At 58.9% G+C, this 17449-nt stretch carries 14 protein-coding genes; 12 read left to right on the forward strand and 2 right to left on the reverse strand.

All coding sequences use genetic code 11. The features are described from left to right. The first annotated feature begins 67 nt into the window (after positions 1-67). The 3 genes from HM1_RS07155 (at position 68) to HM1_RS07165 (ending at position 2469) form a co-directional block, all read left to right on the forward strand. Positions 68-811, forward strand: coding sequence for an AIR synthase related protein (locus HM1_RS07155; RefSeq protein ID WP_012282661.1), 744 nt, complete (start codon positions 68-70; stop codon positions 809-811). A 31-nt stretch (positions 812-842) separates the two neighbouring features. After that, a complete protein-coding gene (locus HM1_RS07160; protein ID WP_012282662.1) occupies positions 843-1352 on the forward strand; it encodes an ECF transporter S component in 510 nt (169 codons plus the stop codon). Between the two features lie 205 nt (positions 1353-1557). Next, complete coding sequence (locus HM1_RS07165) at positions 1558-2469, forward strand: DMT family transporter (RefSeq protein WP_012282663.1); 912 nt, start codon at positions 1558-1560, stop codon at positions 2467-2469. A gap of 47 nt (positions 2470-2516) precedes the next feature. On the opposite strand, the gene HM1_RS07170 is transcribed toward HM1_RS07165, so the two are convergent. After that, the gene (locus tag HM1_RS07170; RefSeq protein ID WP_012282664.1) at positions 2517-3503 is read right to left on the reverse strand and encodes a sensor histidine kinase; all 987 of its coding nucleotides are present in this window, start codon (positions 3501-3503) and stop codon (positions 2517-2519) included. A 50-nt stretch (positions 3504-3553) separates the two neighbouring features. Beyond that, entirely contained in the window at positions 3554-4261 is a 708-nt protein-coding gene (locus HM1_RS07175; RefSeq protein WP_012282665.1) for a response regulator transcription factor, read from the reverse strand. 242 nt (positions 4262-4503) lie between these two features. Between HM1_RS07175 and HM1_RS07180 the strand changes: the two genes are divergently transcribed. From HM1_RS07180 to HM1_RS07220, 9 genes are all read left to right on the forward strand, one after another. Beyond that, positions 4504-5052, forward strand: coding sequence for a SiaB family protein kinase (locus HM1_RS07180; protein WP_012282666.1), 549 nt, complete (start codon positions 4504-4506; stop codon positions 5050-5052). 14 nt (positions 5053-5066) lie between these two features. Then, positions 5067-5462 carry a DUF1987 domain-containing protein gene (locus HM1_RS07185; protein ID WP_012282667.1) on the forward strand — a complete coding sequence of 132 codons (396 nt, stop codon included), beginning with the start codon at positions 5067-5069 and terminating at the stop codon, positions 5460-5462. A gap of 84 nt (positions 5463-5546) precedes the next feature. Further along, a complete protein-coding gene (locus HM1_RS07190) occupies positions 5547-7478 on the forward strand; it encodes a SpoIIE family protein phosphatase (RefSeq protein WP_049754069.1) in 1932 nt (643 codons plus the stop codon). Then, a complete protein-coding gene (locus HM1_RS07195) occupies positions 7444-9084 on the forward strand; it encodes a diguanylate cyclase (protein WP_012282669.1) in 1641 nt (546 codons plus the stop codon). Before HM1_RS07190 ends, HM1_RS07195 begins: the two co-directional genes overlap by 35 nt. Before the next feature lie 80 nt (positions 9085-9164). After that, positions 9165-10328, forward strand: coding sequence for an exonuclease SbcCD subunit D (locus tag HM1_RS07200; protein ID WP_012282670.1), 1164 nt, complete (start codon positions 9165-9167; stop codon positions 10326-10328). Beyond that, the gene (locus HM1_RS07205; protein WP_012282671.1) at positions 10325-13396 is read left to right on the forward strand and encodes an AAA family ATPase; all 3072 of its coding nucleotides are present in this window, start codon (positions 10325-10327) and stop codon (positions 13394-13396) included. Before HM1_RS07200 ends, HM1_RS07205 begins: the two co-directional genes overlap by 4 nt. 49 nt (positions 13397-13445) lie before the next feature. Further along, positions 13446-13904 (forward strand): ECF transporter S component, encoded by a 459-nt coding sequence (locus tag HM1_RS07210; protein ID WP_049754071.1) that lies wholly within the window; start codon positions 13446-13448, stop codon positions 13902-13904. Positions 13905-13966: 62 nt separating this feature from the next. Next, positions 13967-15559: a murein biosynthesis integral membrane protein MurJ gene (gene murJ, locus HM1_RS07215; protein WP_012282673.1), complete on the forward strand. Its 1593-nt coding sequence runs from the start codon at positions 13967-13969 to the stop codon at positions 15557-15559. An 89-nt stretch (positions 15560-15648) separates the two neighbouring features. Then, positions 15649-17442 (forward strand): peptidoglycan DD-metalloendopeptidase family protein, encoded by a 1794-nt coding sequence (locus tag HM1_RS07220; protein WP_187147757.1) that lies wholly within the window; start codon positions 15649-15651, stop codon positions 17440-17442. Positions 17443-17449: the final 7 nt, after the last annotated feature.

A 17449-nucleotide genomic window follows, 5' to 3' on the forward strand; every position in this document is an offset into this window, starting at 1 on the left:
AAAAGGCTGTGGGCTTTTTCTTCCCACGGCAAGTGTCCAAATATTATGCGGTCAGGGAGGTGACAACTTGGGTTACAGGGGACGAGATGTGGAAGTAGTCGCTCTTTCTCCTGAACAGTGTCTGGTGGTGGCCTGCGACGCTTGCGGCGCCATCGGAGCCAAGGAGCTTGACGCCGTTCAGGTTTCCCCTTATATTGTAGGGATCTTCACCACACGGGTCGCCTTGATGGAGATCCTGGCAACGGGCGCTGAACCGGTTGCGCTGACAGTGACCGTTGCGAACGAACCTTTTCCCACCGGCGGCGAGGTGATCGCCGGTGTTCGCGATGAATTGGCCACCATCGGAAAGCGTGATCTGCCGCTGGCCATCAGCACCGAAAAAAACATTCCCACAAGACAGACCGGTGTCGGGATCACCCTTGTCGGCGCAGTGGAAAAAGAGCGCCTGCGTGTGGGCTGCTCGCGGCCCGGCGATTGTGTCTACAGTCTGGGATGGCCCAAAGTAGGGGCCGAAGTAGTCGTCGATGACGGCAAGGCGATCGCCCGGGCCGATCATGTACAGGCGCTGCTGGCCCACCCCGGTGTTCATGAGGTGCTCCCTGTCGGTTCAAAGGGGATCCGGGCGGAAGCGGAGAAGCTTGCGGCAGCTGTCCATTGCCGGATCTGTGAGTGGCAGTCCGTCGCCGGCCTTGATCTGGACAAATCGGCCGGCCCGTCCACTTGCCTGGTCTTTACCGCCGGACCGAAACCGCCGGAGATCGCCGGTGCGCCCATTCACTATCTCGGCAGGCTGTCGGAAAGCGCCGGCTGAAGCGATAAACATGGAAAGAAGGTCTGCCCTAATGAGCAATATGCCGACGCAGTACAATGAAGTAGGCCCTTCCTGGAAAAGCGTCCGGTCGATCGCGCTGATGGGCTTGCTCATCGCCTTGAGCGCCGTAGGGGCGATGGTCAAGCTCCCCAGTCCGGTCGGCACGATCGGCCTCGATTCGGCCCCCGGGTTCTTCGCCGCCCTGGCCCTCGGCGCCACAGGCGGGATGATCGTCATCGCCCTCGGTCACCTGCTGACAGCCATGGTTGTCGGCTTTCCGCTCACCCTGCCAGTCCATCTCTTCATCGCCCTTCAGATGGCGATGTGGGCCTATGTCTTCCGCCGGGTGAACGGACAGTTTGGTTTAACAGCGGCCTTCGCCGCCGCTGTGTGCTTAAACGGCGTCGTCTCATCATTGACGATGCTCCTGCTGGGGGGTTGGGGCGCGGTCATGGCCGTGATGCCCTTTTTGGTAGCTGCTTCCGCCGTCAATGTGGGGTTGGCCGCAGCCGCCTATCGAGGGATGAAGGGAATCCTATAGGGAATTGTTCCTGTTCGAATTGTCGTTTTTGCATGTAACCGGCCCAGATCTGACCTTTGATACCTGCAGCCGCAGTCAGCGCAGACTGCGGTTCTTTCTTTTGTGGCGGACTTCGCGCCATCGTCCCGCTTGTGTTATGATGAAAGGGACAATGCATCCTGGAGAAAGTGAAAATAGGCAAAGGAAAGGTCGTGCAGTCGAACCATTGAATCCCTTCTATAAACTGATCCTGACGCCGCTGATCTGGGCGACCAATTTCGTGATGGGGCGGCTGCTTGTTGTCGCCATCCCGCCTTTTGCCCTGTCGAGCATCCGCTTTGCCATCGCCGCCCTGATCATGTTGCCGCTGGCCTTGCGCACACACCCCTTTTGGCAGATCTCCCGGCGTTCCTGGGGCTGGATCGGTCTGATGGCGGTGACGGGCGTGTGCCTGTTCAACACGGTGCTCTATCTGGGGCTCCGCTACACCGCATCTGTAAACGCCACCTTGATCAATTCGCTGAGCCCGATGGTGACGGCCATGCTCGTCTTTCTCATCGATCGGGAGAAAATTCAGCCCAGCCAGGCTGCCGGCATCCTCCTGTCTGTGGCCGGCATCACCGTCGTCGCGGCCCAGGGTTCATGGGAGCGGCTCGCCCAGCTGTCCTTCAATCCCGGCGACTTGCTGGTGTTGCTGGCGACGGCGCTCTGGGCGCTTTACACCATCGCCGGGCGCAAGGCGGCCCGGGAGGTGCCTGTCCTCGCGGCAACAGGCTACTCTTTTGCCATCGGCGCCCTGCTCTTGTTGCCCATGGGCCTGCTCGATTGGAACCTTTCCGCCGCCGCCCGCCAGCCGGCAGCGCCGTGGATGTGGGGCGCCGCCGTGTACCTGGGAATTTTCGCGTCGGTCATCGCCTTCTACTGGTGGAACCAGGCTGTGCAGGCCTACGGTGCCACCGTCTCCTCCCTTTTTCAAAATCTGATCACCGTCTACGCCGCCGGGATCGCCTACTGGGGATTGCAGGAGCCGCTCTTCGGCTACCACTGGCTCGGCGGGGCGCTGGTGTTCGGCGGGGCTTTGCTGGCGTCAGGTATTTCACAAAGGAAAAAACCGGCACAGGAAACTGTATCCTCATAATCTTAGAACGATTCGAATGAAGAGCCGGATTGCCGTCAAATCTTACCTCAGCCGTAACATGTTGCCATAATCGGCAACGTGAAATAGAAGGTGCTGCCCTTGCCGGGCTGACTCTCTACACCGATCCTACCGCCATGGCCGATCACGATCTGCCTGGCGATGGCCAGGCCAAGGCCGGCGCCTTCTGTCGAGCGTGAACGCTCTGCCCGGTAAAAGCGGTCAAACACATGAGGGAGGGCCGCTTCGTCGATACCGGGACCGTCGTCGACAACGCTGACTGTGAAGACTGCCGTCGGAGGCGCCTGCCCGCCTGGAAGCGCTTTCCCGTCCGATCGTTCACAACAAAAACACAGGCGAATGGTTCCGCCTGGGGGAGTGTATTTCAGCGCATTGGCGATGAGGTTGTTCATCACCTGTTCGATGCGCATCATGTCCACAGAGAGTACAAACTCGTCCGCTTCAGGAAAAGGCAGATCTAGGGTGGATTCAAAGCGATATCCCCGCCGCCGGATATCGGCGCCGTATTTGCGAATCAGATCGCTAGCGAACAGATGGGGTTTGACGGATTTTAGATCAAAGCTTGGCTGTCCGAACTCCAGCTTGGACAGATCGAAGAGGTCCTCTACCAGTTGGTTGACCAACAGAACCTTTTCGTAGATCATGGTCAGATTTTCCTGATCAGGCGCCACGATCCCGTCCAGCATGGCTCGGAGATACCCCTGGATCGCCGTCATCGGGGTGCCCAGTTCGTGGGAGATATCGGAGACGAGTTGGCGGCGCGACTGCTCCAATCGGTGCAGGGTCGCATTGGCCTCATTGATCTCCGACTCCCGTTCCTTGAGCAGTCGCCCCTGAATGTCGCTGATCTTGAAAATCCTTGCTGATACTTTCAACAGTTTTTCGTATTCTACAGCGAGGTCCGCAAAAATCTGCCGTGCTTCGGGATCGTGGAGGCGGTGACTGTTCGCCTTCGCCGTTTCCAGAACGAGGCTTTCCCGTCCGAATAATGTATTGCCGTCTCCTTTTTTCAGCAACAGAGGCAACTCCTTTCCGTGGCGCATCCAGCCTCGGCCTTTCTTCGCGATTACAGGTTGAACTTGTACCCGAAGCCCCGGATGTTCTGAATGCGCTCAGGCGCTGAAGGATCGGTTTTTATCTTTTTGCGGATGTTGCTGATATGGGTCATGACGGTCCGGTAATCGCCGATATCTTTGTATCCCCAGATCCTGGTATACAGCTCCTGGGCGGTAAAGACCTGGTTGGGGTGCTGGGCGAGGAAGAACAGCAGTTGCAATTCCTTGGCTGCCAGAGAAACGGGTTGGCCGCCGACGGCAACGCGGTAATTGGCCAGGTCGATCTCCAGATCATCGAATACCAAGATACGAGCTGGCGCCGGTTCTTCGGTAGGAGCGGTCCGCCGGAAGATGGGCGCTCTGCGCAGCTTGGCCTCCACCCGCGCCATGAGCACCTTTGGGTCGAAAGGTTTCGTAATATAGTCATCGCCGCCCAGCTTCAGCGCCTGGATGATGTTGTCCGCTTCCTTCATGCAACTCATGAAGAGGATCGGCACGTTGGAGCAGCTGCGGATCTCCTGGCAGATCTGGTAGCCATCCATATCAGGCAGAAGGATATCCAAGAGAATCAGGTCAGGCTGTTCCGATTCAAAGAGACGCAGCGCCTCCGCACCTCTTTGTGCCACGGCCGTGCGGTAGCCCTTTTTTTCGAGATAAAGCACCAACAATTGCTGGATTTTTGTGTCGTCTTCAACGATCAGGACCTTTTTCCCCTCCATCCTATCACCTCCTACGCATCCACCTTTTCTCCCACACTTCTACATCTCTCGCTCGCATCCTTTTCTTACGACGAGGGCTTGCAAAAAATTCATAGGGCCTGGCACTTTAGATAGGCTTAAAGAACTTCGCTTTTAAATTTAAACAATAGCATGGCTGCTTATTTTATAATGAACTTGTAATGATCTGTTATATGTAAAAGATGATCAGATAAGACGAGATCTGCGCCAAAGGAGGCAATGATATGAATGGCAACCGCATGATTCAACTGCAGCAGGCTCTTTCCAGTGAAAGCGTGTTGATCAGCTTTTCCGGGCGCTTTACCCAGGGGATCATTGAGGAACTGGGAGAAGCGGTGAAAAACTACCTGGAAACCGAAAACCGGCCCAAGAACGACATCTTCAATATCTTCGCTATTTTTATCGAACAGACCCAGAACATCAAAAATTACATCACCGTCAAAGAGGGCACCCCTTCTTACGACCGTGTGGCCAACTCAGGGATCGTGATCATCGGCAAGCGAAACGGAGGCAACTACGTCAGTTCAGGCAACTTGATCGAAAATATGGACGCACCGACGCTTGCGCGACGCATCGATCGGCTGATGGCTCTCGACAAGGCGGAACTGAAAAAACTGTATAAGGAAGAGATGAAAAAGGACGTGCCCCCCGGCAGCCTGGGCGCCGGTCTCGGTCTCATCGATATCGCTCGCAAGGCGAGCGCCCCCTTAGAATACTCGATCATCAGCATCGACGAGCGGTTTTCTTTCTTCACACTGACCGCCATCATATAGGGAGTGGTTTTGCCATGGATAAGCTCTACATCACCGGTGCTAAAGGAACACCGGAGGTCGACTTTGACCCCTTCCAACACACGTTAAAGCTGTCCGGGCAATCGTACCCGGAAAATGCCTTTAAGTTTTATGAGCCAATCCTGCGGTGGGTGGACGCCTATCTCGAACAATTGACGGCAGAAGCCAATGTAGTCATCGACTTCAGCTTCCCTTATATCAACACGAGCAGCTCTAAGTGCGTCATGATGCTGCTGGAAAAATTGGATGGGGCCTTTCAAAAGGGCAAGCAATTGTCTCTGAACTGGTACTATGACGAGGATAACGACAGCGAACTGGAATGCGCCGAGGAGTTTAAGGAAGATGTAACCATGCCCTTCCGGCTCATCCCCCGGGAGCGGACGGAACGGTAAAAAAGGCGAAATAGCCGGGTTACATCGGCAAATTCGAGGGAGAAATCGGCGCGCCCGGCTGCCGGTATAAGGGGGGCGGAGGCGATGGGGCTGCAGTTGGAGAAAGGACTCCTCGTAGAAGAGGGGCGGCGGAACGTCCTCTACGACCGGGGCGCCATTAAGGTCATTTTTCTGGCGACGGCCATGATCACCTTGGCCGTCTTGCTGACCGGCGCCATCGGTTACACCATCACGAAAATGGGCGTCGTCGACAAGCTGAAATCAAAGGATCTCCACTACATCGCCCGATCGATGGCCGCCCGCATCGATGGCAGGCTGGAGCGCGCCACAGAAACTGCACGCTTGTTCGCCGGCGATCCCACAGTCGTCCAGTGGGTGGCTGGCGGAGAACGAGATGAAAGGCTTGGTGAAAAAGCACGCAAAAGACTGATCGACATCGCCAGCGATCATGGCTACGTGAACACCTTCATCGTCAGCGCGCAGTCGGGAAACTACTGGGGCGAGGAGGGGAACATCCTCGAGACGATGGATCCCCAAGACCCCTATGACCGGTGGTTTTTCGATTTCCTGTCTTCAAAGGCACTGCTCCAAGTCCATCTCGATTACAACAAAACCCGCCAGAATACGTACGTATTCGTCAACGCCCGTATCGGCAGCGCGGAAGAGAGCTACGGTGTAGCCGGTGTCGGCCTCAGCCTGGAGGATCTGGCGGGGGAATTCCAGCAGTACCGTTACAGCGCCGGCAGTCGCCTGTGGCTGGCCGATGAGAAAGGCGCCATCCACCTGTCAGACAACCTAGAGGCCAACGGAAAAAACCTATCCGATTTTCTGCCTGAAACGATCTGGGATGCGGTCCTGCGAGGAGAGCCGGACAAGGCGGGAACGACCGTCATGGAATACCTCGACAGCGCCGGAAATCAGATGGATCTCATCAGCCAGCCGATCGGCGCCACCGGCTGGAGACTGGTTTTTCAGGTTCCCCGCGCCGAGAGCCTGGCGGTGCTGAACTCTATACTGGTCAACATGACCTTGACCAGCCTCTTCTCGGTGGCGCTGATCTGCATCGTCTTCTATGTCGTATCCAGGCGCATCGCCGATCCCTACCGGCGCGCGCTGGAACTCAACGAGGAACTGGAACGGAGCGTGGCAGAGCGGACTCGGGAACTCTCCGAAAAAAATCGGAATATCATGGACGGCATCGACTACGCCAAGCGGCTGCAGGAGGCGATCCTGCCGGAGCCTGCCGAGTTGAACGATTTGTTCGCCGCTCATTTTTTGTACTGGCGGCCTCGGGACATCGTCGGCGGAGATTTTTACTGGGTCCGTCGTTACGGTGAAGAGGAGTATATCGTCGCTGTGGGGGATTGTACCGGTCACGGTGTTCCTGGCGCCTTGATGACCATGGCGGTCAACACGATGTTGAACCATATCGCCGACGAAACCATGCAGGACGACCCTGCCGGGATCCTACTGCGCCTGCACCAGGCCGTCAGAGAGACGATACAGAAAAAAGCCGACGGCGAAACCCGTCTTGACGGACTCGATATCGGTCTTTGCAGCGTGACGGGCAGGCGGGTGATCTTCGCCGGGGCCGGCATGGATCTCTATGTGACCGGGGGTGAGGCGGCGTCGAACGTTACAGTGTTGAAGGGGGCGAGAAAAAGTGTTGGACACCCCCGCTTCGGCGCCGGTGACGTAGAAAACCAGGTGGTCGAGGTCGGAGAAGGCCAGGTTTTTTACCTGACGACGGATGGGTATCTCGATCAAAATGGCGGAACCAGCGACTACCCCTTTGGGAAAAGGCGCTTCAAAAACCTGCTCGCCAGCCTTTCCGACGTCGCCCTCCCGGCGCAACAGGAGATCATCGCGCAGAGCCTCGCCGATTATATGGGGGGAGAAGCGCAGCGAGACGACATTACGGTGCTCGGTTTTTCACTCAAGAATGATAAGGTTGCCTATGGAGACGGGGGTGAGGCAGCAAATGGCGAAAGGGGAACCGGGCGGTCTTTTATTTGAACAGGAGATGCAGGTGCTGGAGGGCGCGCTGAGCGAACTCGACGATCCCTGTCATGCCGACAACCCATTGCTTTTCAAATACGAGGCGCTCGCCCGGAGTTATGAAAAGCTGCTGAAGGAAACACAAAAAGTCTTCCTGATCAGCGATATCCAGGGGACCATTCTCAAAGAGCGAGAAGAGAAAATCCGGACGCTGCTCGATAACTCTAATCAGGGCTTCCTCACCTTCGGTCGCGATCTGCTCGTTCAAAAGGAGTATAGCGTCGAATGTACCCGCCTTTTCGACGGTAAAAAGATCGCCCGCGCCGGCATCATCGATCTGCTGGCGTCCCCCGGTACGCAAGAAGGGGCGCGGCTTAGCGCTATCTTTCAGGCGATTTTTGCAGCCGAAGATGAAGAAAGCCGGAACCGGCTGATCCAGCAGGTTCCCACCGGGATGATGATCGGCAGGCGGCATATTCAAGTGCAGGTAAAATCGCTGTTCAAACCGTCAGGGCGACGGGAGGAGGACGCGCTCCTCCTCATCCTGACTGATTTGACGGAGAAAAAGGAAGCCGACGCGTGGCTGTCTTTTCTAAACACCCATGATAAACTGACAGGGTTATACAACCGCAACTATGCCGAGAGCCTGCTCCCGGCGCTGATGGCCGATAAGGAGTTCCCCTTCAGCGTCATCGTGGCTGACTTAAACGGGCTGAAACTGACCAACGATGTCTTCGGCCATGAAACAGGTGACCGGCTGATCGCCAACGCCGCCGCGATCCTCTTTGACTGCTGTTGTGACAGGGGCATGGCGGTGCGCTGGGGTGGAGACGAGTTCCTGCTTTTGCTGCCGCGGACCGATGCGGTGGCCTGCCAGGAACTCTGCGAGCAGATTCGGGACGGTTGCCGACAGGCGGCGCCTTCGCCTATTGAATTGAGTATGGCCATCGGGGGCGCCACGGCGGAGGCGCCGGTGGCTTTCGGCGACCTTTTCCGTGTGGCCGAGAACCGTATGTACAGCAACAAGCTGTCGGAGAGCCGCCGCGTCCATCAGAACATCATACTGGGGCTGGAATTCCTGCAGAGAGAGAACTGCTTTGAGATCGAAGGGCATGTAGAGCGGCTGCGGGAGTTGGCCGCCGATTTTGCCGCTCGGCTCGGCATCTCCGCTGACTCGACGGAGATGCGCAACCTGATGCTGTTGGCGTCACTCCATGACATCGGCAAGGTCGCCCTGCCCAAGGGGATCCTCTGCAAAGCGGGACCGTTGACGCCGGAAGAGTGGGAAGTCGTCCGCCAGCACAGCGAGATCGGCTACCGGATGGCCCAGTCCATCGATGAGCCGGTAGTGGCCGACGCGATCCTGGCCATGCATGAGCGATGGGACGGCACCGGTTATCCCTTTGGGCGCAAAGGGGAAGAGATACCCTGGCTGGCCCGCATCCTGGCGATCGTAGACGTGTACGATGTGCTCACCCACGATCGGGTATACGCCAAGGCGATGAGCCCGCAGGATGCCCTCGCGGAGTTGGAGAGCGGGCGGGGCAGCCAGTTTGATCCGGCGCTGGTTTTGCTCTTTATCGAACAGGCGGCCCGGCAGATCGCGCCAGCGGCGGCTCCCTGACGGCGCCCATTGAATGGAAGACTGGTTCGGGGTCTGCGAAAAGACAGTAGTTGAAAGTTCCTCAAGAGGAGGCGTTGCCTTTGCGCATTCTACATACGGCTGACTGGCATCTGGGCCGCATCTTTCATCAGGTGCACATGACAGAGGACCAGGCCGCTGTGCTGGACCAGTTTATCGATCTGATCAAGGATAGGCGACCCCATGCCGTCATTGTCGCCGGCGATATCTATGACCGTTCGGTGCCGCCCGTTGACGCCGTTCGATTGTTGGACGAGGTGATCACCCGCATCCTGCTCGACCACCGCACGGCGGTCATCATGGTAGCCGGCAACCATGACAGCGCCGACCGGCTCGGGTTCGGCAACCGGCTTTTCGCGGGGCGGGGCTTCCATCTGTTCGGTCGCTTGGATAGAGACATGGCGCCCATCCCGGTCGAGGATGAAACAGGCCCTGTCTGGTTTTGCCCCATCCCCTATGCGGAACCTGCCCTTGTGCGGGAGACCTTTGGATCATCCCCGGAAGCGGTGCGCGGTCACAACGAGGCCTTGCGCGTCCTCGCCGATCACATGAGCGCCCGGACGCCCGCCGGCGCGCGCAGGATCGCCGTAGCGCATGCCTTTGTCACCGGCGGCGAGCAGAGTGAATCGGAAAGTTTCCTCACCGTCGGAGGCGCCGGAACAGTCGATGGCAGCATCTTTGAGGGCTTTCACTACACCGCCTTGGGGCACCTGCACCGTCCGCAGCACTGCGGCCACGATCGGATCCGCTACAGCGGCTCCCTGCTCAAGTATTCCTTTTCCGAAGCGGATCACCAAAAGGGGATCACCTTTGTCGAGCTCGATGGCGCCGGGCAAATCACCGCATGTGAGTCGATCGCCCTGACACCCCGGCGAGATGTGCGTCGCCTGGAGGGATACCTCAATGATATCTTGAAGGGAGCAGCGCCAGGAGAAAACCGCCAGGACTATGTCATGGTCACCCTGCTCGATGAGGGCGCCATCCTCGATCCCATCGGCAAGATCCGCCAGGTTTACCCCAATGTGCTTCACATCCAACGGACCTTCCTCGAAAGAGGGAGTGGGGCTGTGCGGTCTGTCGGCGACCACCGGCGCCTGGACGACCTGGATCTGTTCGCTTCTTTTATGGAACAAGTGACCGGTTCCCCCCTTGATGAGGAAGGACGGCAGGTGGCGGCGGACGTGATCGACGACGTGTTGGGACGGTGCCGGGAGGTGGCCCCATGAAACCGCTGAAACTGACTATGCAGGCCTTCGGGCCCTTCGCCGGCGTCCAGGTGATCGATTTCAACGAACTGGGCGGGCAGTCGCTCTTTCTGATCCATGGCCCGACCGGCGCCGGCAAGACGACCATCCTTGACGCCATTACCTTTGCCCTTTACGGCGATACGAGCGGCGGCGAGCGGGAAGGCAGGCAGATGCGGAGCCACCATGCGTCGCCGAAGGTGGAGACGGAGGTCATCTTCGACTTCGCCCTGGGCGGCGAGGTCTACCGGATCGCCCGCAAGCCCGAACAGGAGCGCCCGCGCCAGCGCGGCGAAGGGATGACGACGATAGCGGCTGCGGCGACTCTCTGGCGGCGAACAGGCCTCCCCCTTGACGCCGAAAGCCCGGAAGGCGCTGTCCTCGCCCATCAGCCGAAGCGGGTGAACGAAGAGGTGTTGCGGTTGCTTGGCTTGCGGAGCGCCCAGTTTCGACAAGTGGTCATCCTCCCGCAAGGTCAGTTCCGACAACTCCTGATGGCCGGATCGAAAGAGCGGGAAGAAATCCTGGAAAAGCTGTTCCGCACCGAGTTGTACCGCCTGATCGAGGAGGCCTTCAAGGACCGGGCTAAAAAGCTGGAAGAAGAAGTGGCGGCCTTGCGTCAAGAACAGGCGTTCATCCTTGTCGAGGCCGGCCTGGAAAAAGTCGATGACCTGGCCGAGCGACTGGACGATCATCGACGCGAGCGGGACGAAAAGGCGCAGATCGTCGAAGCCGCCACAGCGAGCGTCCAAGCGGCTCGGGAGGCCTTGGAGCAGGGACGGCGAGATAAAGAAAAACTGGAACGGTGGGCACGCCTGGAAGCGGAACTGGACCAGCTCCTGAAAGAACAGGATGGGGTTATGGAGAAAGAGGCGCGCCTTCTGCGCGCGCAGAAGGCGGCCGGGCTGGCTGACGCCGAGAGCGTCCGCAACAGCCGCCGGCAAGAGGCGGAGAGGGAGCGCCAGGCCTGCGCCCGTCATGAGGCGGAATACGGCAAAGCGCTCCTCCGCCAAAAACAGGCCGAGGAAAGGCTCGTTGAAGAACAGTCTCGGCAGAAAGTCAGGGATGAAGCGCAAAAAAGGTTGACCGTACTGGAAGAACTGGCGGAGAAGGTGGCGACGCTGGCCCCCCTTCGCCGCGCCTGCGAGGAATGGCAACGGCAGGTGGCTGAGGCGCAGAAAAAAGAAAGCCGCCTGCAGATGGAACTGGCCGAACTGCAGAAACAAACCGACCGGTTGGCTAAGCGGCGACAAACCCTGTTGGTGGAAGTGGGCAAAGCGGAGTTTTTGGAGACGGCGGCCAAACAGGCGATCCGGGCGTCGGAGAAACGGGCTGAACTGGAAGCGGCCCGCCAGCGCTTCCGCAAGGTCGAAGCGGATTATAAGCGCACCGAAAGCAAGCGACAAGCCTGCGAGGAGAACTTGGCCGAGGCCCGCCGGCGTTTCGATGAGATGACCGACTGCTGGCGAAAAGGCCAGGCGGCCATTCTGGCCGGCGCCTTGAAGACCGGGGAGGCTTGTCCCGTTTGCGGATCTACCGCTCATCCCCGTCCTGCGACAGGCGGAGCGTCAGTGCCCACGGAAGGGGACCTGAAGACGGCCGAGGCGCTTGTCCGTCACCGACAGAAGGAACTGGAGGAACTGCAAAAAACCTTGGCCGACCTGGCAGCCCAAAAAGCAGAGGTGTCGACCTTTGGGAAGGCGTTGCAGGCGGAACTGGGCGAAAAGGCGGCTCTGTCGGCGGCAGACTTGGCGGCTGAGGCCAAAAGAATGCAGGCGCTCGTAGAAGGGGCCCGCAGCGCAGAACAGGAACTGGCCACTACGATGGGGGAGCTCGAATCGCTGGAAAAGCGCAAACAGGCTGTCACAGAGTCCCTGGAGAAAGCGACAGTCGAACTGCGGGACTGCCAGCTCAACGCCCGTGAGGCAGCAGCCGTACTGGAGGAGCGGGAAAAGGCGATCCCGCCGGAGGTGCGGCGGCCTGACGATCTGCAGCGGGCGATCGACGATGCGAGGTTCGCCTGGCAGGCTTTGCAAAAGTCTTGGGATGCGGCGCAGCGAGAAGCGCAGCTATCGGCTCAGCAGGCGGCGGCTGCACAGGCTGCCTATGAGGCGGCCCGCAGGTCGTCAGAGGATGCCGATGGCCGTTTTGCCGCCGAAGAAGCGGCCTTCGTCATCCGCTTGACAGAAGCCGGATTCCAGGACATCGCCGAGTACGAAAGGAGCAAGCTGACCGGAGAAGCCATCCGAAGCCTAGAGAAGGAGATCCGCGAATATGGGCGCAGCGTCGAAAGGACCCGCGCGCGCCGGGACGAGGCTGAGGCGGCGGCCCGGGGGATTGTGGCGCCCGATCTCGACGCCTTCACTGCCGCGCTGGAGACTGCTGAATCGCGCCGCGACGACGCCCTAAAAAAGGAAGCGACCTTGAAAGATCAGATCGCCCAGGAAGAGCGCTGGTTGGAGCGGTATCGCCAGCTGGAAAAATACAGCAAAGCGCGGGAAGGGCGTTACCGGGTGCTGGGTCACCTGGCCCGCGTCGCCAACGGCCGTAACGCAGAGGGTGTCACCTTCCAGCGCTTCGTCCTGGCTGCCTTTCTCAGCGATGTTCTTCTCGCCGCGAATGAACGGCTGAAGGTGATGAGCCGGGGTCGTTATCTGTTGGAACGCACATCCGATCGCGCCCGGGCCAACGCCGCCGGCGGCCTGGACATGGTCGTATTTGACCACTATACCGGCCAGAGCCGGCCTGTCGCCACGCTGTCCGGCGGAGAATCCTTTCTCGCTGCCCTGTCCCTGGCCCTGGGTCTTGCCGACGTCGTTCAGTCTTACGCTGGCGGAATCCATCTGGAGACCATCTTTGTCGACGAGGGCTTTGGCAGTCTTGATCCCGAATCCCTTGACCTCGCCGTTAAGGCGCTCGTCGATCTCCAGCAGGAGGGAAGGCTTGTGGGCATCATCTCCCATGTGGCTGAACTGCGGGAGCGAGTCGACGCGCGGCTGGAACTCGAAAAAAATGACAAAGGCAGCAGCGCCAAATTTAAAGTGGGCTAGGCGCCTTTCAGTCAGGAGACAGAAAGGCGACACAGATGAGGTGATAGGCGTGAATACCGGGATTATGGTGAGGACGGCGGTGCTGGTAGCGCTGGCTGTCGTCGTCCAACAGATCAAAGTTCAATGGCTGGCTGGACCTGCCGTCAATGCGCTGCTCATCATCGCAACCGGGTACAACGGTCTATGGAGCGGCCTTCTTCTGGGGTGCCTGACGCCCTTCTTGGCCTTCTTGGCCGGAATCATGCCCCTTGTCGCCGTGTTGCCGGTGATCGCAGCCGGAAACAGCATCCTCTGCATCAGCTATCATCTATTGAAAAAACGAAACGCCCTGCTCGCCCTTGCCATAGGCGCATTGCTGAAGTTTGCGCTCATGGCGGCGGCAGTGAATTATCTGATTCAGGTTCCCCCACCGGTCGCAAAGGCGCTCTCGTTGCCTCAACTCGCCACAGCTGTCACCGGCGGATTGGTGGGGATGCTGGTCCTGCGCTATCTTCCGCAAAATCACTAGAAGACAGTGGGGGAGCGGTGGTAAAATGACGAAGATACTTTCATGCAACGGGGGCACGGAAATTGACCGAACAGCGAATCGCGAAAGCCGCCGCACTGATCATGGTCCTCACCTTGCTGGGAAGGGCTATCGGCCTTGTCCGGGAGATGTTCGTGGGCGCCAAGTTCGGCGCCGAGGTTCTTGGTCCTTTTGTGGTGGCTTTCAACCTGCCGAACATCGTCGGCATCACGCTGACGGGCGCTTTTAGCGCTGCCTTCATCCCCCTTTTTACCGCCGAGATGGAAAAGGGCAACAGGGACGCCGCCTGGCGGTTGGCCAGCGCTGTTTTGAACACGGTGCTGTTCGGCATTTCCTTGCTGGTGGCCTTCGGCATGGTCTTCTCACGAGAGGTCGCTTTCCTCTTGGCTACCGACTTTTCTGCGCCGCTGCTCGATCTGACGGCGGAACTGCTCTTTATTCTCTTTCCGACGCTGATATTGTCATCGCTGGGCGGCGTAACCATGGCCATGCTCAGCTCCTTAAACCGCTACTTCGTCTCCTCCATCGGACCCTTGTTGTCGAGCCTTGTTGTCATCGTTTCCATCTTCTTGCTTGCCCCGCGCTGGGGCATCCACGGGGTCGCATGGGGGACCACCTTGGGGGCCTTGCTATCTTTTCTGGTCATGATCCCAAGCCTGATGAAAGAAGGTTTTCGTTACTACCCTACGCTGGGCCTGGATAACCCTCTCGTCCGGCAGCTCTGGACGATGATCCTGCCTGTCTTGTTCGGTGTCGGTGTGAGCCAGATTCACATTCTGATCGACAGCAATATGGCGGCGTCCATCTCTGAGGAGAGCGTCGTCGCCCTGAAATACGCCAACACGGTGGCGCAACTCCCCATGGGGGTTTTCGTTTCCGCTGTCGCGATCCCCATGCTGCCGGCGCTATCGGCCCTGTTGGCCGTGGGCGATCGGGAGGGTTTTAAAAAGACCTTGGCTCGCGGTGTCAGCTATTACGCCTTGATCCTGCTGCCCATCATGGCGGTTACGGTGATCCTGAGCGGGCCGATCATCCAGGTGCTTTTTCAACGAGAGGAATTTGATGCCACACGGACTGCGATGACCGCCTTCGCCCTCGTTTTTTACGGACTGGGCTTTTTTCCCTCTGCCGTCCGGGACTTGTACACCCGAGCTTTTTACTCGCTCCATGATACAGCTACGCCGGTCAAGATCGGCGCGCTGACGGTGTTCATCCATGTGGCCATGAACTTCCTCTTCATCCCCTGGCTTTCCCATGGCGGGTTGGCCTTGGCCACATCCATCTCTAACGCCTTGAATATGGTGATTTTGGGCTGGCTGCTTTATCGTCGCGTCGGCGGCTGGTCCTTCGGGAATCAGTGGAAGGTCTTTTATCAGGCGCTGATCGCGTCGACCTTGATGGGGATTGTCCTGGCTGTGGGTTTTCCTTGGTTCCTTTCTTTCTTCCCCGGGGGCGGGTGGTGGGCCACGCTCCTCTCCTTGATCCTTGTGGGTCTAGTCGCCGCGGCTGTGTACGGGGGAACGCTCCTCGTCCTGGGCACACCTGAAGTCAAAGAACTCGTCCAACGGCTCCTCGCCAGGGTCAGAGGGCCGCGGAATGTGCCTCCAGCCCTGCGATTGTCCAAAGGCGACCAGTGAGGCCCCAAAACCGATAGGGTGACAGTCGGAAAAGATTACCATATCTTGGTAGTATATACGATTGAAAATTCCCTATCGGAGGTATGGCCGTGAACGAATGGAATGTTCGCGCCGTGGCGGCAATAACGGGGGGGCAGCTCCTGTCCGGGCGCCCGGAGGATCCCCTTCGCTACGTCTGTGAGCGATTGGTCGATTGCGGAAAAGGCGACGTCTTGATCCCCTTGGTGAATCTCACCGATCCTGCGGGATATGCCGCTCGGGCGGCCCGCAAGGGGGTAGGCGTTCTTGTGTTGCCGGACCGGACAGCTTCTGCGGCAGCCAATGCCGCTGTGGCTGTCATCGGTGTAGGCTCCGTGAGGGACGCCTATTTTCGCCTGGTCAAGGCCTATCGGCACCGCTGCAAGGCGCGCATCGTAGCGGTGACGGGTTCGGCAGGTAAAACCACCACTAAGGAGATGATCGCCGCCGTATTGGCCGAAGCGGGAGAGGTACAAAAAAACTGGCGCAACTACAACGGTCCCTACGGGATCGGCTATACGCTCTTTCGCCTTCGTCCGCATCACACCTTCGGGGTCGTTAAAATCGGCGCCTACATCCCCAACAGCATCGATTTCGGCGCCCGGCTGGTGGCGCCGGAAGTCGGCGTCATCACCTGTATTGGATTGGGCCATGCCGCAGCGCTCGGAGGAGGCGAGGGTGTCCGCCGGGAAAAAGAGAAGTTGCTGACGCACCTTCCCAAAAAGGGCCTGCTGGTATTAAACGGCGATGATCCTGGTTGCCGGAGCGTCGATCTTTCGCGTTGCCAGGCGCCTGTTCGTTGGGTCGGTGTAGAGTGCGAGCGGGAGGATCTTTCCCTCTGGGCGGAGCGAATCCAGGTGCACCGCGATGGAACTCGGTTTCTGCTCTGCGGTTTGGAGCGGGAGATCGAGGTAGAACTGCCTGGATTTTTTGGTCGCCCGGCGGTGATCGATGCGCTGTTGGCTGCAGCCGTCGGCGATCATATGGGGCTTCCGCCCGAGTCCATCGCCAGCGGATTGACCAAAGTGGAGTATACACCAAGGCGGTTTTCCCCGATCCGCTTGCCGGGGAGGCGATTGCTGATCGATGCGACGTACAACGCCAACCCGCATTCCATGTCGGCATCCCTGGAAAGCGCCGCCAAACTCGCAGTTGAGGGGAAAGGCCTGGCGCTCCTCGGGACCATGAGCAATCTTGGCGAAGAGGCGCCGGAGCAACACCGCGCTATCGGCAGGCGGGCAGCAGAACTTGGCTTTGCCCTCATCGCCCTGGGAGAACAGGCGGAAACTATGGCGTCCGGGGCGACTGAGGCTGGTGGAAGGGTGATCTACGCCTCCAAGCAATGGGAGAAAGGGCACGTCGTTGCCCTTGCCCTGAAGGAGCTGCCCGAAGAAGGGGTCCTGCTGGTCAAGGCTTCCAACAGCGTGGAACTCGAAATCGTGGCTGAAGCGATTGAGAAGGAAGCCGCCCGCCGTTCCGGCCTGGTTCCGCCCTTGGCAAAAATCGAGCCAACCTGTTATTACGGTTTTCGACGGCATCCGCTCACCCGTGAGTGGTTCTTTCACGAGGGGATCGACCTTTCTGCTCGCCGGGGGACCCCGATTGCGGCTGTCGCTGATGGAACGGTTGTGAAGGTGCAAAAGGATCATCCTACCTACGGCAATCACCTGGAAATCGATCACGGCGGAGGAATGGTGACAGGCTATGCCCACGCCCAGAAGATCTACGTCGAGGTGGGAGAACAGGTGACCCAGGGACAGTCCATCGCAGAGGTTGGCAATACCGGCCGGACGACGGGACCACACCTGCACTTTGAGGTGCGCATCGATGGAAAGACGGTCGATCCCTATTACTATGTGATCTGACCGAAAT

The organism is Heliomicrobium modesticaldum Ice1, from assembly GCF_000019165.1.
In the GTDB taxonomy this organism is placed as follows: domain Bacteria; phylum Bacillota; class Desulfitobacteriia; order Heliobacteriales; family Heliobacteriaceae; genus Heliomicrobium; species Heliomicrobium modesticaldum.

Bases quoted from the DNA above. Each gene is read 5' to 3' on its own strand.
- HM1_RS07195 (WP_012282669.1), top strand. From the start codon at position 7,444: ATGGCGAAAGGGGAACCGGGCGGTCTTTTATTTGAACAGGAGATGCAG.
- HM1_RS07190 (WP_049754069.1), top strand. From the start codon at position 5,547: ATGGGGCTGCAGTTGGAGAAAGGACTCCTCGTAGAAGAGGGGCGGCGG.
- HM1_RS07175 (WP_012282665.1), bottom strand. From the start codon at position 4,261: ATGGAGGGGAAAAAGGTCCTGATCGTTGAAGACGACACAAAAATCCAG.
- HM1_RS07205 (WP_012282671.1), top strand. From the start codon at position 10,325: ATGAAACCGCTGAAACTGACTATGCAGGCCTTCGGGCCCTTCGCCGGC.
- HM1_RS07185 (WP_012282667.1), top strand. From the start codon at position 5,067: ATGGATAAGCTCTACATCACCGGTGCTAAAGGAACACCGGAGGTCGAC.
- HM1_RS07160 (WP_012282662.1), top strand. From the start codon at position 843: ATGAGCAATATGCCGACGCAGTACAATGAAGTAGGCCCTTCCTGGAAA.
- HM1_RS07180 (WP_012282666.1), top strand. From the start codon at position 4,504: ATGAATGGCAACCGCATGATTCAACTGCAGCAGGCTCTTTCCAGTGAA.